General features: G+C 66.0%; 27 protein-coding genes. 15 read left to right on the top strand and 12 right to left on the bottom strand.

Annotation, left to right across the window (positions count from 1 at the left end):
- Positions 1-144: 144 nt before the first annotated feature.
- A complete protein-coding gene (locus tag AC1DDA_RS11035) occupies positions 145-1,395 on the bottom strand; it encodes an NAD(P)/FAD-dependent oxidoreductase (protein ID WP_476795776.1) in 1,251 nt (416 codons plus the stop codon).
- Positions 1,396-1,659: 264 nt separating this feature from the next.
- Between AC1DDA_RS11035 and AC1DDA_RS11030 the strand changes: the two genes are divergently transcribed.
- The 6 genes from AC1DDA_RS11030 (at position 1,660) to AC1DDA_RS11005 (ending at position 7,013) form a co-directional block, all read left to right on the top strand.
- On the top strand, positions 1,660-2,631 hold the full coding sequence (locus tag AC1DDA_RS11030) for a hypothetical protein (RefSeq protein ID WP_441512994.1): 972 nt from the start codon (positions 1,660-1,662) through the stop codon (positions 2,629-2,631).
- A gap of 54 nt (positions 2,632-2,685) precedes the next feature.
- The gene (locus AC1DDA_RS11025; RefSeq protein WP_476795775.1) at positions 2,686-3,378 is read left to right on the top strand and encodes a glutathione S-transferase family protein; all 693 of its coding nucleotides are present in this window, start codon (positions 2,686-2,688) and stop codon (positions 3,376-3,378) included.
- 163 nt (positions 3,379-3,541) lie between these two features.
- Positions 3,542-4,225, top strand: a complete 684-nt coding sequence (rpe, locus tag AC1DDA_RS11020) for a ribulose-phosphate 3-epimerase (protein WP_476779225.1) — start codon at positions 3,542-3,544, stop codon at positions 4,223-4,225.
- A 140-nt stretch (positions 4,226-4,365) separates the two neighbouring features.
- Positions 4,366-5,673, top strand: a complete 1,308-nt coding sequence (gene purB / locus AC1DDA_RS11015) for an adenylosuccinate lyase (RefSeq protein WP_476796186.1) — start codon at positions 4,366-4,368, stop codon at positions 5,671-5,673.
- 39 nt (positions 5,674-5,712) lie between these two features.
- Positions 5,713-6,291: an RBBP9/YdeN family alpha/beta hydrolase gene (locus AC1DDA_RS11010; RefSeq protein WP_476795774.1), complete on the top strand. Its 579-nt coding sequence runs from the start codon at positions 5,713-5,715 to the stop codon at positions 6,289-6,291.
- A gap of 50 nt (positions 6,292-6,341) precedes the next feature.
- Positions 6,342-7,013, top strand: a complete 672-nt coding sequence (locus AC1DDA_RS11005; RefSeq protein ID WP_476779227.1) for a class I SAM-dependent methyltransferase — start codon at positions 6,342-6,344, stop codon at positions 7,011-7,013.
- 127 nt (positions 7,014-7,140) lie between these two features.
- Here the strand turns inward: AC1DDA_RS11005 and AC1DDA_RS11000 are convergent, their stop codons facing one another.
- The 8 genes from AC1DDA_RS11000 to AC1DDA_RS10965 all read right to left on the bottom strand — a co-directional run bounded on the left by AC1DDA_RS11000 (position 7,141) and on the right by AC1DDA_RS10965 (position 14,752).
- Entirely contained in the window at positions 7,141-8,256 is a 1,116-nt protein-coding gene (locus AC1DDA_RS11000; RefSeq protein WP_441512989.1) for a branched-chain amino acid ABC transporter substrate-binding protein, read from the bottom strand.
- Positions 8,257-8,384: 128 nt separating this feature from the next.
- Positions 8,385-8,759, bottom strand: coding sequence for a DUF6867 family protein (locus AC1DDA_RS10995; RefSeq protein WP_441512988.1), 375 nt, complete (start codon positions 8,757-8,759; stop codon positions 8,385-8,387).
- 137 nt (positions 8,760-8,896) lie between these two features.
- Positions 8,897-9,640 carry an ABC transporter ATP-binding protein gene (locus AC1DDA_RS10990; protein ID WP_441512987.1) on the bottom strand — a complete coding sequence of 248 codons (744 nt, stop codon included), beginning with the start codon at positions 9,638-9,640 and terminating at the stop codon, positions 8,897-8,899.
- Entirely contained in the window at positions 9,637-10,491 is an 855-nt protein-coding gene (locus AC1DDA_RS10985; RefSeq protein ID WP_441512986.1) for an ABC transporter ATP-binding protein, read from the bottom strand. Before AC1DDA_RS10985 ends, AC1DDA_RS10990 begins: the two co-directional genes overlap by 4 nt.
- Positions 10,491-11,876, bottom strand: a complete 1,386-nt coding sequence (gene livM / locus AC1DDA_RS10980) for a high-affinity branched-chain amino acid ABC transporter permease LivM (protein ID WP_476795773.1) — start codon at positions 11,874-11,876, stop codon at positions 10,491-10,493. Before livM ends, AC1DDA_RS10985 begins: the two co-directional genes overlap by 1 nt.
- 4 nt (positions 11,877-11,880) lie before the next feature.
- On the bottom strand, positions 11,881-12,804 hold the full coding sequence (locus tag AC1DDA_RS10975; protein WP_441471658.1) for a branched-chain amino acid ABC transporter permease: 924 nt from the start codon (positions 12,802-12,804) through the stop codon (positions 11,881-11,883).
- A gap of 392 nt (positions 12,805-13,196) precedes the next feature.
- Positions 13,197-14,429: an NAD(P)/FAD-dependent oxidoreductase gene (locus tag AC1DDA_RS10970; RefSeq protein WP_476795772.1), complete on the bottom strand. Its 1,233-nt coding sequence runs from the start codon at positions 14,427-14,429 to the stop codon at positions 13,197-13,199.
- Positions 14,426-14,752, bottom strand: a complete 327-nt coding sequence (locus AC1DDA_RS10965; protein WP_476779231.1) for a cupin domain-containing protein — start codon at positions 14,750-14,752, stop codon at positions 14,426-14,428. The genes AC1DDA_RS10970 and AC1DDA_RS10965 overlap by 4 nt, the downstream gene beginning before the upstream one ends.
- A gap of 178 nt (positions 14,753-14,930) precedes the next feature.
- Between AC1DDA_RS10965 and AC1DDA_RS10960 the strand changes: the two genes are divergently transcribed.
- The 3 genes from AC1DDA_RS10960 (at position 14,931) to AC1DDA_RS10950 (ending at position 16,868) form a co-directional block, all read left to right on the top strand.
- Positions 14,931-15,620 carry a GntR family transcriptional regulator gene (locus tag AC1DDA_RS10960; RefSeq protein ID WP_476795771.1) on the top strand — a complete coding sequence of 230 codons (690 nt, stop codon included), beginning with the start codon at positions 14,931-14,933 and terminating at the stop codon, positions 15,618-15,620.
- A gap of 141 nt (positions 15,621-15,761) precedes the next feature.
- Positions 15,762-16,280, top strand: a complete 519-nt coding sequence (locus AC1DDA_RS10955; RefSeq protein WP_476795770.1) for a flavin reductase family protein — start codon at positions 15,762-15,764, stop codon at positions 16,278-16,280.
- A gap of 135 nt (positions 16,281-16,415) precedes the next feature.
- Positions 16,416-16,868, top strand: a complete 453-nt coding sequence (locus tag AC1DDA_RS10950) for an SRPBCC family protein (RefSeq protein ID WP_476795769.1) — start codon at positions 16,416-16,418, stop codon at positions 16,866-16,868.
- Positions 16,869-16,871: 3 nt separating this feature from the next.
- On the opposite strand, the gene AC1DDA_RS10945 is transcribed toward AC1DDA_RS10950, so the two are convergent.
- On the bottom strand, positions 16,872-18,203 hold the full coding sequence (locus AC1DDA_RS10945; protein ID WP_476779233.1) for a methyl-accepting chemotaxis protein: 1,332 nt from the start codon (positions 18,201-18,203) through the stop codon (positions 16,872-16,874).
- A 339-nt stretch (positions 18,204-18,542) separates the two neighbouring features.
- Here AC1DDA_RS10945 and AC1DDA_RS10940 point away from each other — a divergent pair, with 339 nt between their 5' ends.
- The 3 genes from AC1DDA_RS10940 (at position 18,543) to AC1DDA_RS10930 (ending at position 22,330) form a co-directional block, all read left to right on the top strand.
- The gene (locus AC1DDA_RS10940) at positions 18,543-19,043 is read left to right on the top strand and encodes a (2Fe-2S)-binding protein (protein WP_476795768.1); all 501 of its coding nucleotides are present in this window, start codon (positions 18,543-18,545) and stop codon (positions 19,041-19,043) included.
- 96 nt (positions 19,044-19,139) lie between these two features.
- The gene (locus tag AC1DDA_RS10935) at positions 19,140-21,503 is read left to right on the top strand and encodes a xanthine dehydrogenase family protein molybdopterin-binding subunit (RefSeq protein ID WP_476795767.1); all 2,364 of its coding nucleotides are present in this window, start codon (positions 19,140-19,142) and stop codon (positions 21,501-21,503) included.
- Between the two features lie 17 nt (positions 21,504-21,520).
- Positions 21,521-22,330, top strand: coding sequence for an FAD binding domain-containing protein (locus AC1DDA_RS10930; RefSeq protein ID WP_476795766.1), 810 nt, complete (start codon positions 21,521-21,523; stop codon positions 22,328-22,330).
- A gap of 149 nt (positions 22,331-22,479) precedes the next feature.
- On the opposite strand, the gene AC1DDA_RS10925 is transcribed toward AC1DDA_RS10930, so the two are convergent.
- On the bottom strand, positions 22,480-22,833 hold the full coding sequence (locus tag AC1DDA_RS10925) for a SnoaL-like domain-containing protein (RefSeq protein WP_441512975.1): 354 nt from the start codon (positions 22,831-22,833) through the stop codon (positions 22,480-22,482).
- 121 nt (positions 22,834-22,954) lie between these two features.
- Here AC1DDA_RS10925 and AC1DDA_RS10920 point away from each other — a divergent pair, with 121 nt between their 5' ends.
- The 3 genes from AC1DDA_RS10920 (at position 22,955) to AC1DDA_RS10910 (ending at position 25,672) form a co-directional block, all read left to right on the top strand.
- Entirely contained in the window at positions 22,955-23,875 is a 921-nt protein-coding gene (locus AC1DDA_RS10920; RefSeq protein ID WP_476795765.1) for an AAA family ATPase, read from the top strand.
- A 53-nt stretch (positions 23,876-23,928) separates the two neighbouring features.
- A complete protein-coding gene (locus tag AC1DDA_RS10915; protein ID WP_476795764.1) occupies positions 23,929-24,306 on the top strand; it encodes a nuclear transport factor 2 family protein in 378 nt (125 codons plus the stop codon).
- A gap of 148 nt (positions 24,307-24,454) precedes the next feature.
- Positions 24,455-25,672, top strand: a complete 1,218-nt coding sequence (locus AC1DDA_RS10910; RefSeq protein WP_441512972.1) for a vWA domain-containing protein — start codon at positions 24,455-24,457, stop codon at positions 25,670-25,672.
- Here the strand turns inward: AC1DDA_RS10910 and AC1DDA_RS10905 are convergent.
- On the bottom strand, positions 25,662-26,318 hold the full coding sequence (locus AC1DDA_RS10905) for an esterase/lipase family protein (protein WP_476795763.1): 657 nt from the start codon (positions 26,316-26,318) through the stop codon (positions 25,662-25,664). The genes AC1DDA_RS10910 and AC1DDA_RS10905 overlap by 11 nt on opposite strands.
- Positions 26,319-26,349 lie beyond the last annotated feature (31 nt).

The raw sequence follows: 26,349 nt of genomic DNA, 5'->3' as shown, positions 1-26,349 counted from the left end.
GCAGGCGAGGGGGCTCGGCGCAGGGCTGACCGTCTTCCCGCGTCATGCTCGGGCTTGACCCGAGCATCTCATGCCGACGGGGCGCCTCTATCGGCTGGAGGTTCTCGGGTCCGCGCGGGCGCGGCCCGAGAATGACGGCGCTGCTCAGACGAAACGCGACGGCGCGAAGGGCGTCGGATCCACGAAGACCTTTTGACCGCTGACCATCTCGGCGACCATGCGGCCGGTGACGGCAGCGAGCGTCAGGCCGTGATGGGCGTGGCCGAAGGAGAACCACAGGCCCTTGTGCTTGGGAGCCGGGCCGATGATCGGCATCATGTCCGGGGTGCAGGGCCGGCGGCCGAGCCAGGGCTCGGCATCGACACGCTCGCCGAGCGGGAAGAGCGCCTTGGCGATCGGCTCGGCCCGTGCGAGCTGTACCGGGGTCTTGGGCGCGTCGCGATCGGCGAACTCGGCGCCCGTGGTCAGGCGGATGCCCTGTAGCATCGGCGCAAGAAAATAGCCGCGCTCGGTGTCGAGCACCGGATGGTTGAGCACGGCGTTGCCCTGCGGCTTGTAGTGCATGTGGTAGCCGCGCTTGACCGCAAGCGGCAGATGGTAGCCGAGCTTTCTGGTCAGCACATCGGCCCAGGGGCCGAGCGCCACGACGACGTCCCTGGCCTCGGCCTTGGTGCCGTCGGCGAGGGTGACGTTCCACCCGGCGCCGCTCTGCGCCAGCGTCGCGGCATCGCCGATGGCGAGCTTGCCGCCGAGCTTCTCGAACAGCGCGACATAGGCCTTGGACAGGCCGAGCGGATCGACGACCGTAACCGGATCGGTCCAGTGCAGGCCGCCGATCAGGCTGGCATGGTCGAGATGCGGCTCCTCGGCCTTGAGGGTGGCCATGTCGAGGGCGCGGTAGTTCACGCCGAATTCGCGCTTCCAGCGGGCGGCCTCGGCGAGGCGCTCCTCGCGCTCACGCTCGGTGCGGAACACCTTCATCCAGCCCTTGCGGCGCAGAAGCTCGGTCGCGCCGGCTTCCTGCGCGAGCGCATCATGCTCGGTGACGCAGTGCTCGATCAGCTTCTCGTATTTGTGGGCGATCGCTTCGTGATGAGAGGCGCGCGAATGCATCCAGTAGGAGAGGAGGAAGGGCGCGAGCTTCGGGAGCGCGCTCCAATGATAGGACGCATCGATTGTATTGTTCATCGCGTAACGGATGAGCGCGCCGAAATCATGCGGGAAGCCGTAGGGGTAGACACCCTCGCGCTGGATCAGGCCGGCATTCCCGTAGCTGGTCTCTTCGCCCGGTCCGCGCCGGTCGACGAGCAGGGTGGAGCGGCCGGCCTTTTGCAGGTGAAGCGCGACCGAAATGCCGACGATGCCGGCGCCGAGAACGATCGTATCCACCTTCATGATCTACTCCTGCCAACCCCTTTTCCCGCAAAATACCGGTTTGCGCCGGCTTGTCAGCGCTGCGACCGAATTTTGCGCAGGATCGCGGAATCTTTCGCAGGGTCTGCGTCATCTTCGCCAATTTGGCTTTGCTCACCAGAAATGTGGGCAGGATGGCACAATTTTATGCCGGCGCAGGACCGCTCCGCTCGGCGCGCAGGTGACGCATTGGGCGCGATGGGCCAGTGTGCCGGCTGTTTCGCGAACGATTCCAGAGCCGTGCCGATGCGTCCAGTCGCCCTTCTCGCCGCCGCGCTCGCATGGCTCGGGCGCTACGGCACGCAAGGCTTCGCGCTGTCCATTTTCCTTGGCCTCGCGCTTCCGCAATTCTCCGCCGCGGCGCGGCCGGTGCTGCCTATCACCATCTTCTGCTTCACGACCGTCGTGTTCATGCGGGTCGATCTCGGCGTCACCGCGCGGCTGCTGCGCCGGCCGGCGAAGCTCGCGGCCTCCTGCCTGTGGCTGATCACCGGTCCGGTGCTGCTGATCGGCGGGGCGCTGCTGCTCGTCGGGCGCGAGAACCTCGATCCGGGGATCGTGCTCGGGCTCGCGATCATGGGGTCGGCGCCGCCGATCATGTCCTCGCCGGCGGTGGCGATCCTCTACGGCTTCGAGCCGTCGCTGATCATCGCCAGTGTCATCGTCACCACGATTTTGAGCCCCATCATCGCGCCGTTGCTGGTCGAGTTGCTGGCCGGCGCGGCCGTGCCGCTCGACCGCTCGGTGCTTATGCTGCGGCTGCTGATCTTCATCGGCGGCGGCATGGCGGTCGCCTTCACGCTGCGCGCCTGGCTCGGCGTCAAGCGGATCAAGGCGATGAAGGCCAATCTCGATGGCTTCGGCGTGCTGATGTACTTCATCTTCGCCATCGCAGCGATGGACGGCGTGACGCGGGCCGCACTCGACAATCCCCGGCTCGTTCTCTTCGTGCTGGCCTGCGTGTTCGCGGTTTCGGCGGCGGGACTGATCTCGAGCTGGCTCGTGCTGCGGAGACTGCCTGCGTCGGAGCGCTTCATGATCGGCTACGGCACCGGGCAGCGGAATATGGGGTTGCTTGTCGCCGCGCTGGGCGCCGGCGTCTCGCCGGCGACCTTCCTGTTCTTCGCGCTGGCGCAGTTCCCGATCTACCTCTTGCCGTGGCTGCTGGGCGGCATCGCAGCGCGAATCCGGCGCAAGGAAGCCATGTCAACCTGCTGACGGGCGATGACGCGGTGCCCTGCGAGGCTTCCCCTGCCGCAGGAGAACCGCGCCATGATCACACTTTATTCCGGGCCGCTCAGCCTGTTCTCGCGCAAGGTCGAGATCGCCCTTCAGGAGAAGGGCCTCGGCTTTCAGCGCATCATGGTGCCGTTCAACCAGACGACCGGCTACGACCCCAAGTACCCCGAGGTGATCGCGCTCAATCCGAAGGGGCAGGTGCCGGTGCTCAGCGATTGCGGGCTCGTCCTCTACGACTCCACCGTCATCAACGAATATCTCGACGAGGCCTATCCCGAGCCGAAGCTGATGCCGGGCTCCCCGGTCGAGCGCGCACGCTGCCGGCTCGACGAGCTGTACGCGGACGAAATCCTGTTTCAGGCCGTGAAGCCGCTGATGCACCGGACGAGCCCGCCTTCGCCCGACCGCGACCGGCGCATCGCGCAGGAGGCCGACGCGCTGATCGCCGAGGAGGCGCTGACGCGCCACTACGAGGTGCTGGAGCAGAAGCTGGCGGGCCGTGAATTCTTCGGCGGGCTGCTCTCGCTGGCGGATATCGCTCTGTTCATGAGCGTGCTGTTTTCGCTGAGGCTCGGCGGGCCGCCGCTCGACGGCTATCCGGGGCTGGCGGAGTGGTATACGCGCCTGAAGCTGCGCCCGGCTTTCGCGCAGGTGGTGGCGGAGATGGCGGAAGCGGACCGGCGGCTGTCCTTTCCTGTGGCGATGCGGCAGGGACGGAGTGCCTGAACATTCAGGCCGTCATTCTCGGGCTTGACCCGAGAAGCTCTTGCAGGAGGAGGCGCCAGAGCCTCCGCGTCATGAGATGCTTGGGTCAAGCCCGAGCATGACGAGGTTGTTCAGCTCGGTTTCGCGATTGCGGCAGGCGGCTCGGGGCGTTAAACCGCCAGCCATGACGCACCCCATCCGGATCGCCCCCTCCATCCTCTCGGCCGATTTCGCCAAGCTGGGCGAGGAGGTGCGCGCGGTCGATGCGGCCGGTGCCGACTGGATCCATTGCGACGTGATGGACGGGCATTTCGTGCCGAACATCACCTTCGGCCCCGACGTGCTGAAGGCGATCCGCCCGCACACAAGCAAGTTCTTCGACGTGCATCTGATGATCGCGCCCGTCGATCCTTATGTCGAAGCCTTCGCCAAGGCCGGCGCCGATCTGATCTCCTTCCATGTCGAGGCCGGGCCGCATCCGCACCGCACGCTGCAGGCGATCAAGGCCCAGGGTAAGCAGGCGGGCATCGTCCTCAATCCCGGCACGCCGGCGAGCGCCGCCGAGGCGCTGATCGAGGATGTCGACCTCATCCTGCTGATGACGGTCAATCCCGGCTTCGGCGGGCAGAGCTTCATCCGTTCCGTCGTCGAGAAGGTTGCACAGGTGAAGGCGCTCATCGGCGACCGCCCGATTGCGCTGGAGATCGACGGTGGCGTGACGCCGGAGACCGCGCCGCTGGTTGTGAAGGCCGGCGCGAATGCGCTGGTCGCGGGCTCCGCCGTCTTCAAGGGCGGGCCTTCGGCCTATGCCGGGAATATCGAAGCGATCCGCAAGGCGGCGGAAGCCGCGCGCGGCGACTGGGTTTGACAATATCGCAGCCCTCATCCTGAGGAGCCGCGAAGCGGCGTCTCGAAGGATGTTCCAGACTGCACTGGACCATCCTTCGAAACGAGCGCCGTTGGAGCGCTCCTCAGGATGAGGGCTCATTGGGTGACAAGGACGAGACGATGATCCCGCGCTATTCCCGCCCCGAGATGGTCGCCATCTGGGAGCCGCAGACCCGCTTCCGCATCTGGTTCGAAATCGAGGCGCATGCCACCGACAAGCTCGCTGAGCTCGGCGTGGTTCCGAAGGAGGCCGCGGCGACCATCTGGGCGAAAGCCAAGGACGCGGTCTTCGACGTCGCGCGCATCGACGAGATCGAGCGCGTCACCAAGCACGACGTCATCGCCTTCCTGACGCATCTGGCGGAGATCGTCGGGCCCGACGCCCGCTTCGTCCATCAGGGCATGACCTCGTCTGATATCCTCGACACCACGCTTTCGGTCCAGCTTGCGCGCGCCACCGATATCCTGATCGCCGATGTCGATGCGCTGCTCGCGGCCATCAGGCGCCGTGCCTTCGAGCACAGGCTCACCCCGACGATCGGCCGCTCGCACGGCATCCATGCCGAGCCTGTGACCTTCGGGCTCAAGCTCGCGCAGGCCTATGCCGAGTTCGACCGTTGCCGTGCCCGTCTCGTCGCGGCGCGGGCGGAGATCGCGACCTGCGCCATCTCGGGCGCGGTCGGCACCTTCGCCAATATCAACCCGCAGGTGGAGGAGTACGTCGCCGAGAAGATGGGCCTGACGGTCGAGCCGGTCTCGACGCAGGTGATCCCGCGTGACCGCCACGCGATGTATTTCGCGACGCTCGGCGTCGTCGCCTCCTGCATCGAGCGGCTGGCGACCGAGATCCGCCATCTCCAGCGCACCGAGGTCTACGAGGCGGAGGAGTATTTCTCGCCGGGCCAAAAGGGCTCCTCGGCGATGCCGCACAAGCGCAACCCCGTGCTGACCGAGAACCTGACCGGCCTCGCCCGCCTCGTGCGCGGTATGGTCACGCCGGCGCTGGAGAACGTCGCGCTCTGGCACGAGCGCGACATCTCGCACTCCTCGGTCGAGCGCATGATCGGCCCGGATGCGACGGTGACGCTCGATTTCGCGCTGGCACGGCTGACCGGCGTCGTCGACAAGCTGCTGATCTATCCGCAGAACATGCGCAAAAATCTCGACCGGCTCGGCGGGTTGCACAATTCGCAGCGCGTGCTGCTGGCGCTGACGCAGGCCGGGGCAAGCCGCGAGGATGCCTATTCCATGGTCCAACGCAACGCGATGCGCACCTGGGAGCATGGCGAGGACTTTCTGACCAATCTGCTCGCGGACAAGGACGTGGCGGAGAAGCTCTCGGCCTCCGAATTGCAGGCGATGTTCGATGAGGGCTATCACTTCAAGCATGTCGACACGATCTTCCGCCGGGTGTTCGGAGAGGTCTGACGGGCTGGACTTCGGCGACGGCAGGGCTATCTACGACTGATGAAATCCTCCGACGTCGATATCCTCATCGTCCCCGGCTGGTCGGGCTCCGGGCCCGACCACTGGCAGAGCCGCTGGGAAACCCGGCTCAAGACGGCGCGCCGCGTGGAGCAGGACGACTTGCACAAGCCGTCTCGCCACGTCTGGGCGGAGCGGATCGTGCAGGCGGTGCGCAGCGCGACGCGGCCGGTCGTGCTCGTGGCCCATTCGGCCGGTGTGAGCGCTGTTGCACACGCGGCAGAACATCTGCATCCGGGCGAGGTGGCCGGCGCTTTCCTCGTCGCGCCGGCCTCGGAGAAGGCCAAGCGCGCGATCCCCGGCATGGGGGCCGACTTCGTCGAGCACCGCCGTGAGAGGCTGCCGTTTCCGTCGGTGCTGATCTCCAGCGCGACCGATCCCTATTGCACGCAGGACGAGGCGCGGGAACTCGCCGAGGCCTGGGGCTCGGAATTCGTCGATGCCGGCGACAGCGGCCATCTCAACAGCGAGTCCGGGCATGGGCCGTGGCCGGATGGCTTGCTGCGTTTCGCGGCATTTCTCAAAAGCTTGAGCGCTGTTCCTCAGAGATTGAGTCAGTAGAGGCGCTTTCCGCCCGCGAGACATGCATATCGTCGGCGAGACTTTCGAGCATGGACGCCTTCTCCGATCCGCAAACCGTTGCCCGCTATGCCCAGGGGCCGCCGCGCCAAGTGCCCGGCTTCGCCGACATGCAGCGCATGGCCATGCTCCTCCTTGCCGAGCGGGCGCCTGACGCGGCGCGGGTGCTGGTGCTCGGCGCGGGCGGCGGCCTTGAAATCAAGGCATTTGCCGATGCGCAGCCCGGCTGGCGGTTCGACGGCGTCGATCCGTCCGCCGAGATGCTCGATCTCGCACGGCTGACGCTCGGCCCGCTGCTCGCCCGTACGGATCTGCATCACGGCCTGATCGACATCGCGCCAGAAGGACCGTTCGATGCGGCCGCCTGCATTCTGACCCTGCACTTCGTTGAACGTGAGGAGCGCCTGCGCACGCTGCGGCAGGTACGACGGCGGCTGAAGCCCGGCGCGCCTTTCGCGGTCGCGCATTTCAGCTTTCCGCAAGGCGAGGGCGATCGCAATCTCTGGCTGTCGCGCTACGCCGCATTCGCGGCCTCGTCGGGCATCGAGCCGGCGCAGGCTCAGAAGGCGCGATCGATGATCGGCGAGCGCCTGCCGATCCTCGCTCCCGAGGAGGATGAGCAGCTTCTGCGCGATGCCGGCTTCGGCGGCGTCAGCCTGTTCTATGCCGGCTTCGCATTCCGCGGCTGGGTGGCGTACGCTTGAGTGGTTCTGCGAGCGCCCCGTTTCGGACATGCGACCGAGACAGGACCTCAACGACCTCTCAACGGAAAACCCGCCCCGGATGCTCCGAGGCGGGCTCTTTCATGTCAGGCCTGATCAGCCGCCGAGATCAGTTCTCGACATAGGTGATCTTGCCGTCGGCACCCTTCTTCCAGGTGTAGACGGTGTAGTCCGGGCGGGTGATGTCGCCCTTCTTGTCGAAGCCGATGTCACCGATGACGGTCTTGACGGGCTGGCCGCCATGCAGCACGTCGGCGATCTTCTTCGGATCGGTCGAGTTCGCGCGCTTGGCGCCTTCGGCCATGATCTGGACGGCGGCGTAGCTGTAGAGGGTGTAGGCTTCCGGCTTGAAGTTCTTGGCCTCGAACTTCTTGACGACGGCGGCCGCCTCGGGACGCTTCTGCGGGTCCGGCGGGAAGGTCATCAGCGTGCCTTCGACGCCGGGGCCGCCGATCGTGGCGAACTCGTCGGTGGTGATGCCGTCACCCGAGACAAGCACGGTCTTCAGGCCCTGGTCGCGCATCTGGCGCACGATCAGGCCGCCTTCGGTGTGCAGGCCGCCCCAGTAGAGATAGTCGGCACCGGCCGCCTTGATCTTCGAGACGAGCGCCGAGAAGTCCTTCTCGCCGGCGTTGACGCCTTCGTAGAGCACTTCCTTGACGCCGCCGGCGTTGAGGCCCTTCTTGGTCTCGTCGGCGAGGCCCTGGCCATAGGTGGTCTTGTCGTGGACGACGGCGATCTTCTTGTCCTTGAAGTTCTTCAGCAGATAGGCCGAAGCGACGCTGCCCTGCTGATCGTCACGCCCGCAGGTGCGGAAGGTGTTCCACAGACCGCGCTCGGTGATCTTCGGGTTGGTGGCCGAAGGCGAGATCATCAGGATCCCGTTCTCGGCATAGACTTCAGACGCCGGCATGGTGACGCCGGAGTTGAAGTGGCCGAGGACCCATTTCACGCCGTCGCCGACGAATTTGTTGGCGACCGAGACGCCCTGCTTCGGATCGGAGACATCGTCACCGACCGAGATGGTGATCTTCTGACCAAGGACGCCGCCAGCAGCGTTGATGTCCTCGACCGCTTGCTCGGCGCCGTTCTTGAGCTGCGCGCCGAACGCGGCGTTCGGGCCGGTGATCGGGCCGCCGACGCCGAGCTTGATCTGCGCATTGGCCACGCCGGACATGGCGAGGACCGCGCCGAGCGCAATGCCGCCCAACAGCAGTTTCTTCATGTGATGCAACTCCCCTCGATGATTGACAACGGGCTGGACGGTCCGCCCGTCTCGGTGCGCTTTTGTCACCCTAAGCCGCAGTCTTGCGCTTTTTCGGTGATCTGTCACGCACCAAGCTCGTGAGCTCTTCAGAGCAATTCAGGCCTGATTACGACCCCGGGGCGCGGCTTCCAGCCGAAGGGGCCGGCGCGCTCGAAGAGCCAGTGATATTGCCGCGTCATCTGCTTGGCGCGGTTGTAGCGCCAGCCGGCGAAGCCGAAGGCGAGCAGCACGACGCAGTCGACGATGTAGTAGTGCAGCGTCAGCAGCGTGGCCTGGAACAGCGCGAAATGAATGAAGCGCACGAACAGGCCGAGGATCAGCATGTAGACGACGAGCTGCCAGTTCGGCCGCCAGGTCAGGGCAATGGCGCGGCCGGACATCCAGGCTAGCCAGCCACCCATGATCACGGTGACCAGCAAGAAGAGCCAGACCGTCGGTTCTTCGTAGATGATGCCCTGCATCTCGTGCTCCCGGCTTCACGCGAGGGTGGAAGCGGCCAGCGTCGCCACAGCGATGGCATGGCAGGCGCGCAGCCGTCTCTCATCAAAAAGTTGCAGCGGCAGAGGCGAGCTTCGGCGCAAGCTCCCGCCGCCGGCCATCAGTGACGCCCACCTTCGAGATAGGCGGCCCGCACCTGCGGATTGGCGAGCAGTTCCTTGCCCGAGCCGCTCATCGTGATGACGCCGTTGACCATGACGTAGCCGCGATGGGCGAGCTTCAGCGCGTGGAAGGCGTTCTGCTCGACCAGGAAGACGGTGAGGCCCTGGGTCCTGTTGAGCTCGCGGATGGCCTCGAAGATCTGCTTCACGATCAGGGGGGCGAGCCCGAGCGAGGGCTCGTCGAGCAGCAGCAGCTTCGGGCGGGCCATCAGCGCGCGGGCGATCGCGACCATCTGCTGCTCGCCGCCCGAGAGCGTGCCGCCGCGCTGCTGCAGGCGCTCCTTGATACGCGGGAAGAGCACGCAGATCTTGTCGAGGTCTTCGTCGAAATGCTCGAAGTTGCGGACGGCGGCGCCCATCTGCAGGTTTTCGAACACCGTCATGCGCGGGAAGATGCGGCGGCCTTCCGGCGACTGCGCGATACCGAGGCGAGCGATCTGGTGGCTCGGCATCCGGGTGATGTCGCGGCCCTCATAGGTAACGGAGCCTTCGCGTGCCTGCGGGTTGCCGAAGATCGTCATCATCAGGGTGGATTTACCGGCGCCGTTGGCGCCGATCATGGTGACGATCTCGCCGGCATTGACGTCGATGTCGACGCCCTTCAGCGCGATGATCTTGCCGTAAAAGGTCTTGACGCCGCGGACGGCCAAAAGAGGCGAAGTTTGAGGCTGGGCCACAGTCACGAGATGCCGACCTCCGCTTCCACCACTTCGACCTCTTCGTCGTCGACGCCGAGATAGGCGGCGATGACCTTCGGGTCTGCCTGCACTTCGGCCGGCGTGCCGTCCGCGATCTTGGTGCCGTAGTCGAGCACCACGACATGGTCCGAGATTTCCATGACCACCGACATGTCGTGCTCGATCAGCAGCAGCGCCGTGCCGAGATCCTTGCGGATCGAGAGCAGCAGCGTGTTGAGATCGAGGCTTTCGCGCGGGTTGAGGCCGGCTGCCGGCTCGTCGAGGCAGAGCAGGACCGGCTCGGTGCACATGGCGCGCGCGATCTCGAGCCGGCGCTGGTCGCCATAGGGCAGGTCGGCGGCCGGGTCGTCGGCGCGATGGGTGAGGTTGATCTTGTCGAGCCAGAACTTGGCCTTCTCGATCGCCGCCCGCTCGCTGGCCCTGTAGCCGCCCACCCCCAGCAGGCCGAGGAAGGTGAAGCCCGAGGCGATCATCAGCGGGTTGTGCTGGGCGATGAGCAGGTTCTCCAGCACCGTCATGCCGCCGAAGAGGCGGATGTTCTGGAAGGTGCGGGCGACCTTGGCCTTCCAGGAGATGCGGAAGTCGGGCATGCGCTCGAGCAGGAAGCTCGAGCCGTCGTCATGGTTCAGCGAAATCAGGCCCTGCGTCGGCTTGTAGAAGCCGGTGATGCAGTTGAACACCGTGGTCTTGCCGGCGCCGTTGGGGCCGATCAGCGCGGTGATCTCGCCCTTGCGGGCCTCGAAGGAAAGGGCGTTGACGGCGGTCAGGCCGCCGAAGCGCATGGTGACCTGCTCGACTTCGAGCAGCGGGCGGCCGGAGGGTGTGGTCGAGGCCATCAGCCATGCCCCTCCTGAACGAGATCGGCCGAGATCGTCTTCTTCTCCTTCAGGAAGGCTGTCGGCTCGCGCACCGAGATCAGGCCGCGCGGCTTCCAGATCATGATCACAACCATGGCGAAGCCGAAGATCAGCATGCGGTACTTCGTCGGGTCGAAATCCTGGCCGAAGATCTGCTTCAGGAAATCGAGTTCGCGCAGCAATTCGGTGCCGCCGATCATGGCGATCGCCGCGATGGCGCAGCCCCAGAGCGAGCCCATGCCGCCGAGGACGACGATGGCCAGGATGACCGCCGATTCCATGAAGACGAAGGATTCGGGGCTGATGAAGCCCTGGCGCGCGGAGAAGAACGCCCCGGCGAAACCGCCGAACATCGCGCCCATCGAGAAGGCCGTGAGCTTGGTGTTGGTCGTGTTGATGCCGAGCGAGCGGCAGGCGATCTCGTCTTCGCGCAGCGCCTCCCAGGCCCGGCCGACCGGAAGCCGGCGCAGGCGCAGCGTGACGAAGGCCGTCAGCAAGGCCAGACACAGGATGAGGTAGTAGAGGAAGATCGTTCGGTAGAGCGGCGAGAATTCGAGCCCGAACGTCGCCGCAAAGCCGTTATCGGCCGCCGTGAAGGGGATGCCGAAGAAGGTCGGGCGCGGGATGCCGGAGATGCCGGCATAGCCGTTCGAGAACTCCGTCCAGTTGACCAGCACCAGGCGGATGATCTCGCCGAAGGCCAGCGTCACGATGGCGAGGTAGTCGCCGCGCAGGCGCAGCACGGGGAAGCCGAGCAGCATGCCCCAGAAGGCGGCGAGGATGCCGGCGAGCGGCAGCAGGATCCAGAAGGACAGTCCGAAATTCTTGGCGAGCAGCGCATAGGAATAGGCGCCGACCGCGTAGAAGGCGACGTAGCCGAGGTCGAGCAGGCCGGCGAGGCCGACGACGATGTTCAGGCCCCAGCCGAGCATGACGTAGATCAGGATCTGGACGCCGAAATTGTCGATCCACTTCAGTGCTCCGCCCCAGCCGGCGAGGCCGATCGCGATCGCGGGGAAGCTGACGAGGAAGCCGAGTCCGAAGAGCGAGAAGAGCCGCGAATGGCGCTGGAAGAAGGCGATGGTGCCATGCGGCAGCAGGCGGATCTTCGCCTTCTCCTTGCGGCCGTTCTGCTGGCGCAACGCGACGAGCAGGCGGCCGACGAAGACGATGCCGACAGCCCAGGCGACGGCATCCCATCGCGGATCGAGCACCAGGACATTGTCCATGTTCTGGCGCGTGCCCCAGGCGACGACCGGAATGCACAGGCCGAGGGTGACGAGGCCCGCGAAGCCGGCCTCCTTGAGGGCGGCCTTGAAGTCCCGGCCGGGAGCGGCCTTGGCTGTGGACGGTTTGCTCGCCATGACGTCAGACCTTCTCGACTTCGGGGCGGCCGAGGATGCCCGAGGGCATGAAGACCAGCACGAGGGCCAGGATGCAGAAGGCGGCGACGTCCTTGTAGTCGATCGTGAAGTAGGCGGACCACATCACTTCGATCAGGCCGATCAGCAGGCCGCCGATCACCGCTCCGGGCAGCGAGCCGATGCCGCCGAGCACCGCTGCGGTGAAGGCCTTGACGCCCGGCGTAAAGCCGTCGGCGAAATTCACCACGCCGTAGAGCACGAGGTACATCACGCCGGCCACCGCAGCGAGCGCCGCGCCCATCACGAAGGTGATGGAGATGGTGCGGTCGACGTCGATGCCGAGGAGGGCGGCCATCTTGCGGTCCTGCTCGCAGGCGCGCTGGGCACGACCAAGCGGCGTCTTCTGGACGATGTACCAGAAGGCAGCGAGCAGCGCCGCCGTCGTCAGGATGATGACGATCTGCTTGTAGGAGATCTGCACCGTGTAGACCGCGCTGTCGATCAGCGTGATCGACTTGTTCAGGATCGGCGGGATCGACTTGTTGCGCGGGCCCTGCACGACCTGCACGAAGTTCACCAGGAAGATCGACATGCCGATCGCGGAGATCAGCGGCGCGAGGCGGAAGGAGCCGCGCAAGGGCCGGTAGGCGACCCGTTCGATCGTCCAGTTCCAGAGCGAGGTGAAGAACATCGCCAGCGCCAGGACAATGACGAGCGCCAGCAGGATCATGCCGGCGCTCGTGCCGAGGACCGCCGTGACCAGCATGAAGAAGATCAGGGCGATGAAGGCGGAGAGCATGAAGATATCGCCGTGGGCGAAGTTCACCATGCCGATGATGCCGAACACCATCGTGTATCCGATGGCGATGAGACCGTAGATCGATCCCAGTGTCAGCCCGTTGATGAGCTGCTGCAGAAAGACTTCCATTGACGACGCCGACCCCTCGAACCAGCTCCCGTTCTTGTCGTCAGCATGACGCTGACGCATGCGGGATGCGATTTCCATGCAGAGCTACCAATGGCTTGCGCCACCGACAATCGCTCCGCGTCAAATTTCTGTCAAAAGCAATTACGAACGAAACGCCTCGAAATTGTGCAGAATACTCTGCGCCGTAGCGCGCTTTCGGCGCATGATGATTGCGCCATGCGCGCGCGCCATTTGTGCCGAGCGGCTTCGGCGAGCGGCTGCGAACGACAAGGGCGGTTCGAAACGGGAACTCTTCAGCGGCGCGCGCCCGGAGCCCCGGTTGACGACTGGCCGGCGGTTTTTCCGTCCCAGGGCAGTTATCGATGGGGATGATCGCTCCGGGGTTCGCCATGTCAGAACCGCGCGGGGCTGAAGGGGGAAAGATCGATTGGCGGCTGGCGCCCGGCGACAAGTGCGGCGACGAGATCGGCGGTCGCGTGGGATTGCGTCATGCCGTAATGGCCATGGCCGAAGGCATAGATCACGTGCGGATTTCGCCTTGCGGTGCCGATCACCGGCAGCGAATCGGGCAGGGAGGGGCGAAAGCCCATCCAGAGTCTGCCGCTGTCGAAAGCAGGTAGGCCGTCGATCAGGCGGCTGGCCTTGTCGTAGAGGCGGCGGGTGCGGGCATGGTTGGGCGGGGCATCGAGGCCGCCGAACTCGACCGCGCCGCCGATTCGCAGACCCGAGTCGAGCGGTGTTGTGACGAAGCCGTGGCCCTCGAAGCCGACCGGGCGCGTCAAGAGCCCGGTGACATCGGGAAAGCTGACATTGTAGCCGCGCTCGGTGTCGAGCGGCACGGCATCGCCCAACGCCGACGCCAGCGGCCCGGCCCAGGCGCCGGCGGCGATGACTGCGCGGTCCACGACGCGCTGCCAGCCATCGGGACCAATCAGGGCGGGGCGCTCGCCGAGGGAGATATTGCTGACGCTGGCCTTCTCGAAAACGGCGCCGCGCTCCAGCGCGGCCTCGAACAAGGCGAGCGTCAGCTGATGAGGGTCGCTGATATGGGCGGCGTCGGGGTGGAAAGCCGCGCCGACAAAGCCCGGCTTAAGTGCGGGCTCGAGCTGACGCAGTTCGGAAGGCGCGATCATCTCGACCTTGATGTCGAAGGCCGCCTGGCGTTCCGCTACCTTGCGCGCTGCGGCCATCGCTCCGGCATCGTCGAAAACGTATAGGCCGCCCCGTTGGTGGATATGGCGCGTCAGGTTGGTGCGCGAGGCGCGCGCAAGCCAGGCCGGCAGGGCGAGCTTCTGCAAGGCGGCGATGCCAATGATCGAGCGCTCATAGGCTTGCGGGCGCGAGGCCAGCAGGAAACGCAGCAACCAGGGCAGGACCTTCGGCAGATAAGCCGGGCGGATGCTGAGCGGGCCAAGCGGGTCGGCCAGGAATTTCGGCACCTGCCGCAGCATCTTGGGACTGGCGATCGGCAGAATGTCGGTATGGGCGATCCAGCCGGCATTGCCGCGCGAGGGGCCGAAGGCCGGCTCATGGCGTTCGACGATCAGGACCTCATGCCCCTCATCGAGGAGCGCATGGGCGATCGCGACGCCGACGATCCCTGCGCCGACGACCGCGACTTTCATGACAGGGCAAGCTCCTTGAGAGCCGCAGGCTGCTTGACCTCGATCTCGATGAAGGCGATCGGATGACCGGAGCCGTTCATCACGTCATGGCGGATTCCTGCTGGACGCATATAGGCCTGCCCCTGTGCCAGCGGCGTCTCGACGACCTCATTGCCGTTATGGATGTGCAGGGTGCCGGCGATGAGCATCACCACGAAATAGGGCCAGCCATGCTCATGCCAGCCCGTCACGGCGCCCGGTTCGAAATCCCAGCGGGTAATCCGGACCGTCTCGTCATCCCGCTGGACGGTCGGCACGGCGGGAATCGAACAGGCGAACGCCATCCGGTAACTCCTTGTCGGCTCGCCGCATGATCGGCTGGTTGCAGTGCTCCGGTCCATCCGACGTCTGACGGGCCGCTGCCAGCCGATCGCGGCGGTCGTAGTCGAGCTTGATATATCTGAATTGATATATCAAGCTGCCGAGCGAGATCAAGATGCCGGGGCATCGCTCGGGGAAGCCATGAAGCAAAAGGGGCACGTCGATCCTGAGCGCGACGGCCCGCATGTGGCCGGAGCCGGTGAGAGCCTGGCCGAGGTCGCTTACCGGCGCTTGGAGGAGGCAATCGTCACGCTCTCCCTGCGTCCCGGTGCGGTGCTGACGGAAGCGCAATTGATCGATCTCGTCGGGCTGGGGCGGACGCCGGTTCGCGAGGCCTTGATCAGGCTGGCGCAGCATGGGCTGGTCCAGATCCTGCCGCGCAAGGGCATCCTTGTCGCCGATATCAGCGCAATCGATATCATCGCGGCGCTCGATGCGCGCGAGGTACTGGAGCGCCTCGTGGTCGGCGAAGCGGCGAAGCGTGCAGGGCCTGTCGAACGGATCGCGATTGTCGAAGCTGCGAAGGCGATGCGCCGCGCCGCCGAGGCCGGCGATGTCGCGGGCTATATGCGCCTCGACAAGGAGCTGGACGGTCTGGTCGCCCAGGCGGCGCGCAGCCCGTATGCGACTCGCGCGGTGGAGCCCCTGCAGGCGTTGATCCGGCGCGCCTGGTATCATTTCGAGCGGCAGGACGATCTCGTGCCAGCGGCCCTGCACCATGGCAGTCTCGCCCAGGCCATCGCCGGCGCGGATTCGCTTGCCGCCACTGCGGCGAGCGACGCGCTCATGTCGCATCTTCGCAAGGGCTTGCTGGCGACGCTGGACCGTTGAGACGATCGCGGGTCCCATCTGATATATCTGCCGGGGCGATGCGGCCCGTCGCTTGCCCAGCAGCGACTGGTGCTGGCGGCTCCGAAGCTCTACATGGTCAGGTATCCCCTGATCCGGAACAGTGAGCCGGCGCCCTAGTCCATGACGAAAACCGTTCACCCGCTACCGCCCGCCCTGGAGCGCCCGGATGCCGCGGCGTTCCGCGATGCGATGGCGCAGGTCGTCAGTGCGGTGCATGTCGTGACGACCGAGGGGCCGGGCGGCCGGGTGGGGCTGACGGCGACGGCGGTCGCCTCTGTTTCCGATTCGCCGCCGACGGTGCTGGCCTGCCTCGCGCGCGAGAGCCGCACCTTGGCGGCGATCGAGGCAAGCGGCGCCTTCTGCATCAACACCTTGCCGGCCCATCTCGCCGAGCTGGCCGATATCTTCGCGAGCCGCCGCGGCATCGATGGCGATGCGCGCTTCATGACGGCGCGCTGGGGCACGCTTGCGACCGGTGCGCCGGTCCTGCTCGACGCGATTTCCGCCTTCGATTGCCGGCTGGTTGCGACCCACGATATCGCCAGCCATCGCATCCTGATCGGCGAGGTCGCCGGCCTCGGTGGCGCGGGGCAGGGTGCGAGCCTGATCTATCGCCAGCGGCTTTTCGGCTCCGTCTGAACTTCCAGCGAGCACCTGTCCGCGTGCCCTCTTGTGCAGACGGGCGCTTTGCGACCATGGATAGGGACTGGACAGCCTTCGAACCGCGCCGGCCGCAATCGTCCGAGCCGCGGCCCACAGCTCGGGAGACGCGCCATGGCGATGACGATGAACGGCGAGGCGACGCTGCCCGCCGCGAAGGACGTGGTTTGGGCCAAGCTGAACGATGCTGATGTGTTGAAGGCCTGCATTCCAGGCTGCGAGCAGCTCAACAAGGACGACGATACGCATTTCTCTGCGGTGGTGAAGGTCAAGCTCGGGCCGGTGAAGGCGACCTTCAAGGGCAAGGTCGAGCTCGACGACCTCGATCCGCCGAACGGCTATCGCATCGCCGGCGAAGGCGAGGGCGGCATCGCCGGTTTCGCGAAGGGTGGGGCCCGAGTTCATCTGAGCGACGCCGAAGGCGGCCAGACGCTGCTGCGCTACGAGGTCGAGGCCCAGGTCGGCGGCAAGCTGATGCAGCTCGGCTCGCGGCTGATCGACTCGGTTTCGAAGAAGCTCGCCGACGAGTTCTTCGCCAACTTCGCCAAGGCGGTCAGCGAAGGCTGAGCCTCAGGAGGCCTTGCGCAGAGCGTCCAGCGCCTGGGAGACCGCGGTCTCGGCTGCGCCGACCTGAAGGGCGACGTCGGCGGCGGCCGCGTTTGCCCGCTCCAGGGCGCCCTGCGTCATGTCGAGGCTGTCGTTGACGGCGTTGGCGCTCTCGATCGCGACATCCGAGCTGCCGGCCACCAGCGAGGCGTCGTGAGCGATCATCGCCGTGACCCGGCTCTGCTGGGAGACGGCTTCGGAAATTGCCTCGGAATCCTGCCTGATCGCGTCGACCGTGGCGGCGATGGCTGCAGCATGCGTGCTGCAGGATTCGGCGCTGGCGGTCAGCTCGGCGATCTGGCCGGCAATGTCCTGCGTGGCGTTCGCGGTCTGCGTCGCCAATGACTTCACCTCGGATGCGACCACCGAGAAGCCACGCCCGGACTCGCCGGCGCGTGCGGCCTCGATCGTGGCGTTGAGGGCGAGCAGATTGGTTTGCGCGGCGATGTCGGCGATCATGCCGACGACCTTGCCGATATTGCCCGTCACCTCGCGCAGGCGGGCGATCGCCTCATTCATCTGCCCGGCATCGAGCACGGCCTGATGCGTGATCGACAAGCTCTGCCGGGCGCGCTGGCCGATATCGGCGATGTTGGCCGACATCTCCTCGGTGGCGGCTGCCGTCTGGATCGACTTTTCCCGCACGACCACAGATGCGCTTGCGACCTTGCCCACCGTATCCTTGATGAAGGCCGTGGCGCGGCCGGTTTCGGCGGCGGTCGCGACGAATTGCTCGACCGCGTCGTTGATGGTGTTGTCGAGGTTCCCGATCCGGTGCCGCAGGGTCGCGGCGGTCTGATCGATGGCGGAGGCCCGCCTCCGCGCATCGGCCTCCTCGTACTCGCGATTCATCGTCATCGCGGTGTTGACGTCGTAGGTCAGGATCCGTTCGATCACGAAAAGATCCTCGGCGAACTGCCGCGGGGTGAACAGTGCGCGGCGGCGGTTCTCGACGCAGAGTTCGCGCATCAACGAGAACGCGATCGAGGAGCGAGCCCTGGCGCGTACGCGGGCTTCTCTCTCGATCAGGCAGAGCCGCTCGGCCGAAGCGACATAATTCTCGTCGAAGTCGCCATCGAACAGCAGGCGAAAATGCGCTGCGGAAGCCGGATAAAGTGTCTGGGATACAGCGGCTACGCTGTTGCGAAGCTCGTTATGGATGGAGAAGGCACGCTCGAAATCGGCTGCGATCAGCTGCTCGATCGCGCCATCGACCAAGGGGCGGTAGAGGCGCAGGCGGGCGCGTTGCTTCTCACCGTAGCCGATCGCATGCAGCCGGCGTTGAATCTGTTCCATCAACACGGCCACGCGACGACCCTCGTTCGCGGCCGGAATGGCGGCCACGAGCGCCGACGTTGCGGCAATAACCTTAAAAAAGCACCAATGCCGCAAAGGTGGTCGCAATTGCCGGTCCGTGTCGCAGCAAGGAGAAAACCGTCCGAATTCGGCGCAAAACGCATAGCACACCGAAAGCGCCCGCCGCTTGACCCGGCAAAATCGCGGGTCCACATTCGTTTTTGAGCTGTTCCAAGGAAAAGCTGCCCGATGGGGCGAAGCTGCCGGAAGCGCTCAGCCTGACCCAGACCCAGGGAGGGGGTGGGCGGGCATCAGAGACGGGTCACAGGAGATGTGCTCATGACCACTGTTTCGCTGACGGTGAACGGCAAAGCCGTCACCGCCAATGTCGACCCGCGCACCCTGCTGGTGGAACTGCTTCGCGAAAACTTGAGACTGACCGGCACCCATGTCGGTTGCGACACCAGCCAGTGCGGCGCCTGCGTCGTGCATCTCGATGGCAAGGCCGTCAAATCCTGCACCACGCTCGCCGTCTCGGTCGACGGCGCGAACGTGACCACCATCGAGGGGCTGGCCGACGGCGCCACCCTGCACCCGATGCAGGAGGCTTTTCGTGAGCATCACGGCCTGCAATGCGGCTTCTGCACGCCGGGCATGATCATGGCTGCCGTCGACATGGTGAACCGCCGCGGCCACGAGCTCGACGAGAAGACGATCCGCGAAGATCTCGAAGGCAACATCTGCCGCTGCACGGGCTACCACAACATCGTCAAGGCGATCGCCGCCGGTGCGGAGGCTATGGGCAAGGGCGCGGCGCCGGTGCGCCGGGCCGCCGAGTGAGGCACCCGCCCGTGCCCCAAGGCGCGGGCTTTTTGTCCTTCATGCGTTCCATGCAGTGAGGCGTCCGCCAGAGGCGCCGTGCGAGGAGGGAACACCATGTCCGTTACCGGAATCGGCGCCGCAGTCCGTCGCAAGGAAGATCATCGTTTCATCACCGGCCAGGGCCGCTATACCGACGACGTCAATCGTCCGGGGCAAGCCCACGCCTATTTCCTGCGCTCGCCCCATGCGCATGCCAAGATCGGGTCGATCGACACCAAGGTCGCCGCGGCGATGCCGGGCGTGCTCGGCATCTTCACCGGCGCCGATCTCGCCGCCGACAAGGTTGGCGGGCTGATCTGCGGCTGGATGATCCACAACAAGGATGGCTCGCCGATGCGCGCCGGCCCGCATCCGGCGCTCGCCCAGGGCAAGGTGCGCTATGTCGGCGATCACGTCGCCGTGGTGGTGGCCGAAACGCTGGCGCAGGCGAAGGACGCCGCCGAGGCTATCGTGGTCGACTATCAGGAGCTGCCGGCGGTGGTCGACACCGCCAAGGCCGCGGGCGCCAAGACCGCGATCCATGACGAGGCGCCGGACAATACGGTGTTCAACTGGCATCTCGGCGACAAGGACGCGACCGAGAAGGCCTTCAAGGCGGCCAAGCACGTCACCAAGCTCGATCTCGTCAACAACCGGCTTGTGCCCAACGCGATGGAGCCGCGCGCGGCGGTCGGCGACTACGACGCCGGCGACGGCGTCTTTACGCTCTTTACGACGAGCCAGAATCCGCATGTGGCGCGGCTCGTGCTCTCGGCCTTCATCGGTATCGCACCGGAGAACAAACTGCGCGTGATCGCGCCGGATGTCGGCGGCGGCTTCGGCTCGAAGATCTTCATCTATGCCGAGGAGACGGTCTGCGTCTGGGCGGCGAAGAAGGTCGGGCGGCCGGTGAAATGGACGGCGGATCGCACTGAAGCTTTCCTCTCCGACGCGCACGGCCGCGACCACGTCACCCATGCGGAGCTTGCGACCGACGCCGAGGGCAGGATCCTCGGCATGAAGGTCCATACCACGGCCAATCTCGGCGCCTATCTCTCGACCTTCTCGTCGTCGGTGCCGACCTATCTCTACGCGCCGCTGCTGTCGGGGCAGTACGACATCCCGGCGATCTATTGCGAGGTCGATGCGGTCTACACCAACACTGCCCCCGTCGACGCCTATCGCGGCGCCGGGCGGCCGGAGGCGACCTTCGTGGTCGAGCGCCTGATCGAGATCACGGCGCGCCAGCTCGGCAAGGACCCGGCGAAGTTCCGGATGCTGAACTACATCAGGAAGTTCCCGCATCAGACGCCGGTCATCATGATGTACGACACCGGCAATTACGGCGCCTCGCTGAAGAAGGCGCTGGAGATGATCGACTACAAGGGGCTCGGCAAGCGCAAGCGCGACTCCGCCCGCACCGGCAAGCTCCGCGGCATCGGCTTCTCCTCCTATATCGAGGCCTGCGGCATCGCCCCTTCGGCGGCGGTGGGGTCGCTCGGCGCGGGCGTCGGCCTGTGGGAATCGGCCGAGGTCCGGGTCAACCCGGTCGGGACGGTCGAGGTGCTCACCGGCTCGCACAGTCATGGCCAGGGCCATGAGACGACCTTCGCGCAACTCGTCAGCGACCGCTTGGGCATCCCCATCGACAATGTCTCGATCATCCATGGCGACACCGACAAGGTGCAGATGGGCATGGGCACCTATGGTTCGCGCTCCGGCGCGGTCGGCATGTCCGCGATCTTCAAGGCGCTCGACAAGGTCATCGCCAAAGGCAAGAAGGTCGCGGCCCATGTGCTGGAGGCCGACGAGGCCGATATCGACTTCGCCGATGGGCATTTCGCGGTGAAGGGTACGGACCGGAAGCTCGATTTCGGCTCCTGCGCGCTGCAGGCCTATATCGCCCACAAGTTCAACGGGCAGGAGCTGGAGCCGGGGCTGAAGGAGGGGGCGTTCTATGACCCGACCAACTTCACCTTCCCGGCAGGCGTCCATATCTGCGAGGTCGAGATCGACCCGGAAACGGGCATCACCAGGATCGATCGCTGGGCGGCCGTCGACGATTTCGGCAACGTCATCAACCCGATGATCGTCGAGGGGCAGGTCCATGGCGGCATCGCCCAGGGTGTCGGCCAGGCGCTGCTCGAAGGTGCCCGCTACAATGGCGACGGCCAGCTCGTGACCGCGAGCTTCATGGATTACTGCATGCCGCGCGCCGACGACCTGCCGTCCTTCGATGTCGGCATGACAGTGACGCCGTGCCCGTCGAACCCGCTCGGCATCAAGGGCTGCGGTGAGGCCGGAGCCATCGCATCGCCGCCCGCCGTCATCAACGCCATCACCGACGCGCTCGGCCATGAGGACATCGCGATGCCTGCCACGCCCCAGGCGGTGTGGCGTGCGGCGCAGAAGTCGATCAGCCGCATGGCGGCCGAGTGAGCTGAAAGGAAGAGCACATGTACGCTTTCACCTATCACAAGCCCACCAGCGCCCGGCAGGCGGCGACGCTGCTCGCCAAGAAGGAGGACGCCAAGCTCCTGGCCGGCGGCCACACTTTGCTGCCGACGATGAAGCAGCGGCTGGCATCGCCTTCCGCGCTCGTCGATCTCGGGGCTTGCGCCGATCTCAAAGGCATCGCTCGCAAGGGCCGCAACCTCGTCATCGGCGCGATGACCACCCATGCCGAGGTCGCTAACTCGGCTGAGGTGCAGGAAGCCATCCCGGCGCTCGCCTTCCTTGCCGGCCATATCGGCGACCCGCATGTGCGCCACCGCGGCACGATCGGCGGCTCGGTCGCCAACAACGACCCGGCTGCTGATTATCCGGCGGCGCTGTTGGCTCTGGGCGCCACGGTCGTCACCAACAAGCGCAAGCTGACGGCCGACGAGTTCTTCACCGGGCTCTACGAGACGGCGCTGGAAGAGGGCGAGATCATCACCAAGGTCTCGTTCCCGCTCGCCTCGAAGGCGGGCTACGCCAAGTTCCGCAACCCTGCCTCGCGCTACGCCATGGTCGGCGTCTTCGTTGCCAAGCGCGGCAGCGAGATCCGCGTCGCGGTGACGGGGGCGGGCGAGGGAGGCGTGTTTCGCTGGCCCGAGGCTGAAGCGGCGCTCAAGGCGCGCTTCGCGCCGAAATCGCTTGAGGGCCTCAAGCACACGGCTGATGGCATCAACGGCGACATCCACGCCGACCCCGAGTACCGCGCCCACCTGATCGGCTCCATGGCCAAGCAAGCCGTCGCGCAGGCGACGACGAAGGCGGGCTGACGGCCGAGGGTTTGTCCGAGGCGTTGCGGCGCATGCCGTCATGCTCGGGCTTGCCCCGAGCGTCTCGTGAAGGGCAGGCGCCTCTTCCGGCAGGAGATTCTCGGGCCAGCGCATCGTGCTGCCCGAGAATGACGATCTACGGAGACGCTTCAGTAGAAGAAGCGTTCCTCGACGATCCGGCCGTTCTCGACGGTGTAGAGACCGACCTCGTCCATCACGCGGCGTTCGCCGGTCTCCTTGACGGTGACGTCGACATGGAAGCGGACGGCGAACTGGTCGCCGTTGAGATAAGGGCCTTCGCTGCTGAAGTCGTGCATCTCGTGGTTCGCGACCCACCACTCGCCCTTCTGCCTGACGGCTTCCTTGCCGCGGCAGACGGCCATCGGGCCGGGCATGTTCTCGTAGCTGACGATGTCGTCGGCATTGAAGCGGTTGGCGGCCTCGTGGTGCTTGCCCTCCTTGAGCAGGGCAACGAAGTCCTTGGCGATCTGATCGGTGGTCATGATCTGCGCTCCGTCGTTCAGGCATAGCGAGCCTGGACTTGCCTACCGCCCTGCCATGTCAGCAGCATGGCCGTGCACTCCGCGCCTTCCGTCAATCTGCCCATCGCGATAGAAATCGGTCATGCTCAACGCTTCCCGTATCCCCGTCTCGATCGACGCCACACTGACCCTGCTGCAGTTGCAGGGTTATGTCGCCGACCGCGCGCTGGCGACCGTGCTGTTCCTGGCGCTGCGGATGAAGCGGCCGCTGCTGCTGGAGGGCGAGGCTGGCACCGGCAAGACCGAGATCGCCAAGGTCCTCGCGGCGGGCCTTGGCCGCCGGTTGATCCGGCTGCAATGCTATGAGGGGCTCGACCTCGCCTCCGCCGTCTATGAGTGGAACTATTCCGGGCAGATGATGGCGATCCGCCTCGCCGAGGCCGGTGGGGTCGCCGAGGATCGCGAGCGCCTGGAAGGCGACATCTTCTCCGAGAAATATCTGGTGAAGCGGCCGCTGCTGCAGGCGCTGGAGCCGCAGGATGGCGGGGCGCCGATCCTGCTCATCGACGAGCTCGACCGCACCGACGAGGCCTTCGAAGCCTTCCTTCTCGAAGTGCTGGCCGATGCACAGGTGACGATTCCGGAATTCGGCACGGTGAAGGCGGCCGAGCCGCCGATCGTGATCCTGACCTCGAACCGCACGCGCGAGATCCATGACGCGCTGAAGCGGCGCTGCCTCTATCACTGGGTCGGCTATCCCGATGCGGCGCGCGAACTCGCCATTCTGAAGGCCAAGGTGCCGGATGCGCCCGCCAAGCTCTCGAAGCAGGTCGTCGGCTTCGTGCAGGCGATTCGCAAGGAGGAGCTGTTCAAGCAGCCGGGCGTCGCCGAGACGCTGGACTGGGCGACGGCTCTGATCGAGCTCGACGCTGTCGCGCTCGATCCGGCCATCGTCTCCGACACGCTCGGCGCGCTGCTGAAGTATCAGGACGATATCCAGGCGATGCAGGGCTCCAAGGTGAAGGAACTGCTGGATCAGGCCAAGGCCGAGGCGGGGCGCTAGCTTTTCGTCGATGGCCGCAGTTTTCTCCGGCGGAGAAGCGTGAGGGGGAAGCCATGAACGCAGACATCAAGGCCGTGGAAGCGACGGTGCGGACCTATCTCGACGGGCTCTATGAGGGCGACGCCGAGAAGCTCGCACATGTCTTCCACCCGACCAGCGCGCTGACCACGGCCCGCGAGGACGGCACGATCCAGATCGTTCCGCGCGATCAATGGCTCGATCTCGTCCGCAACCGGCCTTCGCCGCAGGCGGCGGGGCTGCAGCGCGACGACCATATTCTCACAATCGATCTCGTCGGGCCGACGCTGGCCCTGGTCAAGGTCAAGTGCCAGATGCCGCCGCGCTACTTCACCGATCTGCTCTCGCTGTTGAAGATCGAGAGCCGCTGGCAGGTGGTTCAGAAGGTGTTCATGACGGAAACGCGGGGTTGAGGTCGCCCGCCGCCCTCATCCTGCGGAGGCCCGCAGGGCCGTCTCGAAGGATGCTCCAGACGACTCCGGGGTCTGCTGGATCATCCTTCGAGACGCTGCGTGCCGCGGCTCCTCAGGATGAGGGCTGCGGGAGGCCAGGTAGGCAGCGATGACCGGGAAGCTCTCCGAGAACGTCGCCTATTTCGCGCGTGCCTTGCGCGCGGCCGGGCTGCCGGTCGGGTCCGGGGCGGTGGTCGAGGCGGTCGAGGCCCTGGGCGATGGTGCGCTGGGCGACCGCCCTGACGTCTACTGGGCGCTGCACGCGATCTTCGTGAAGAAGCATGAGGACAGTCCGGTCTACGATCAGGCGTTCCGGCTGTTCTGGCGCCGGCGCAATCTGATCGAGAAGATCATGGCGCAGATGTCGCCGGTGTCGCCCGGCGCCAACAGCCAGCCGGAAAAGGCCGAGGCCGGGGCGTTGCGCGTGGCCGAGGCTTTCGCGCCGCCGGCGCGGGAGGACGAGGCGCCGGTCGAGCTGACGGAGCTGACGGCGCGGTTGACGGTCTCGGATCGCGAGATGCTGAAGGCGCGCGACTTCGCGCAGATGACCGCGTCGGAGATCGCGCGCGCCAAGCAACTCATCGCCGAACTGAGGCTGCCGGACGACAGCGTGCCGATGCGGCGGTTCAGGCCCCTGGCACATGGACGGACGATCGACCTGCGGCGGACGCTCCGGCAGTCGCTCCGGGGAGGCGGGGGCTCGATCGATCTCGCCTTCCGGGAGCGGCGCGAGATGCATCCGCCGATCGTTGCGCTGGTCGATATCTCCGGCTCGATGGCGGAGTATTCGCGGATTTTCCTGCATTTCCTGCATGCGCTGACCGAAAAGCGCCGGCGCGTGCATTCCTTCGTCTTCGGTACGCGATTGACCAACGTCACCCGGATGCTGAAGGCGCGCGATCCGGACGAGGCGCTGGCGCTTGCCGGCAAGGCGGCGCCGGACTGGGAGGGCGGCACGCGCATCTCAGCGGCGCTGCACGAGTTCAACCGGGTCTGGTCGCGGCGCGTGCTGGCGGGCGGGGCGGTGGTGCTGCTCTTCACCGACGGGCTCGAGCGGCATCTCGACGACAGCTTAGCCTTCGAGATGGACAGGCTGCATCGCTCCTGCCGGCAACTGGTCTGGCTCAACCCGCTGCTGCGCTACGATGCCTTCGCGGCGCGGGCGAGCGGCATCCGGGCGATGCTGCCGCATGTCGATTCGTTCAGGCCGATCCATAATCTGGCCGCCATGGCGGATCTTTGTGCGGCGCTGTCGCGGGACGTCGGGCGCGAGAATGATCCGCGCCTGTGGCTGAAACGGGCGCAGATGCCAAAGCTCATCGCCTGAACCGACCATGGCGCAGGAAGTGGATGGTCTGGGCCATGGCTTCCGGGTCGCGCATGATCAGCGGATGGGTCGTCGGCAGGACGATGTGGTCACTCATGCCGGCGACGCGAGTCCGCTCGACCGAGACGCGTCCGTCATTGGGGCCGGGTAGGACCAGCGACGCAAAGACATAAAGCGAGCGGTCGCCGGCGATGACGCCGAGGGGATAGTCGACCTCGCCGAGCAGATGGCACAGTTCCTCGCTGCGCTGCGTCGCAAGCTGGCCGCCGGCCGGGCCGAAGGCGCTGCGGTAGAGCCAGTTCCGGCGTAGCAGATCGGCGATCTCGCTGCCTTCGTTCGGCGGCGCGAGCATGACGACGCGCCCGAGCCGCTTCGGGCGGCAGCGATTGAGATAGGCGCGGGCAACGAGCCCACCCATGGAATGAGTGACGAAGTGCAGGTTTCCTGTCAGCTCCGCCTCAAAGGCGGTGATCGGGGCCGACAGCCCGTCGACGATCTGCGCAAGGTCCTGCTCGCGTGAGGGATAGTCGAGATTGAGGACACGGTAGCCCTCGGCTGCGAGGGCCTGTTCGAGCTTCTGCATTGAGGCTGCGCGACGCAGGATTCCGTGCAGCAGGACGACACCGTCTTGGCCCGTTACGGGCATCGCTCCCTCGCCTTCGAGCGTTTGAATTCAG

The organism is Allobosea sp. 10N428 (genome assembly GCF_056394545.1).
This window is presented reverse-complemented; position numbering and strand designations above follow the sequence as displayed.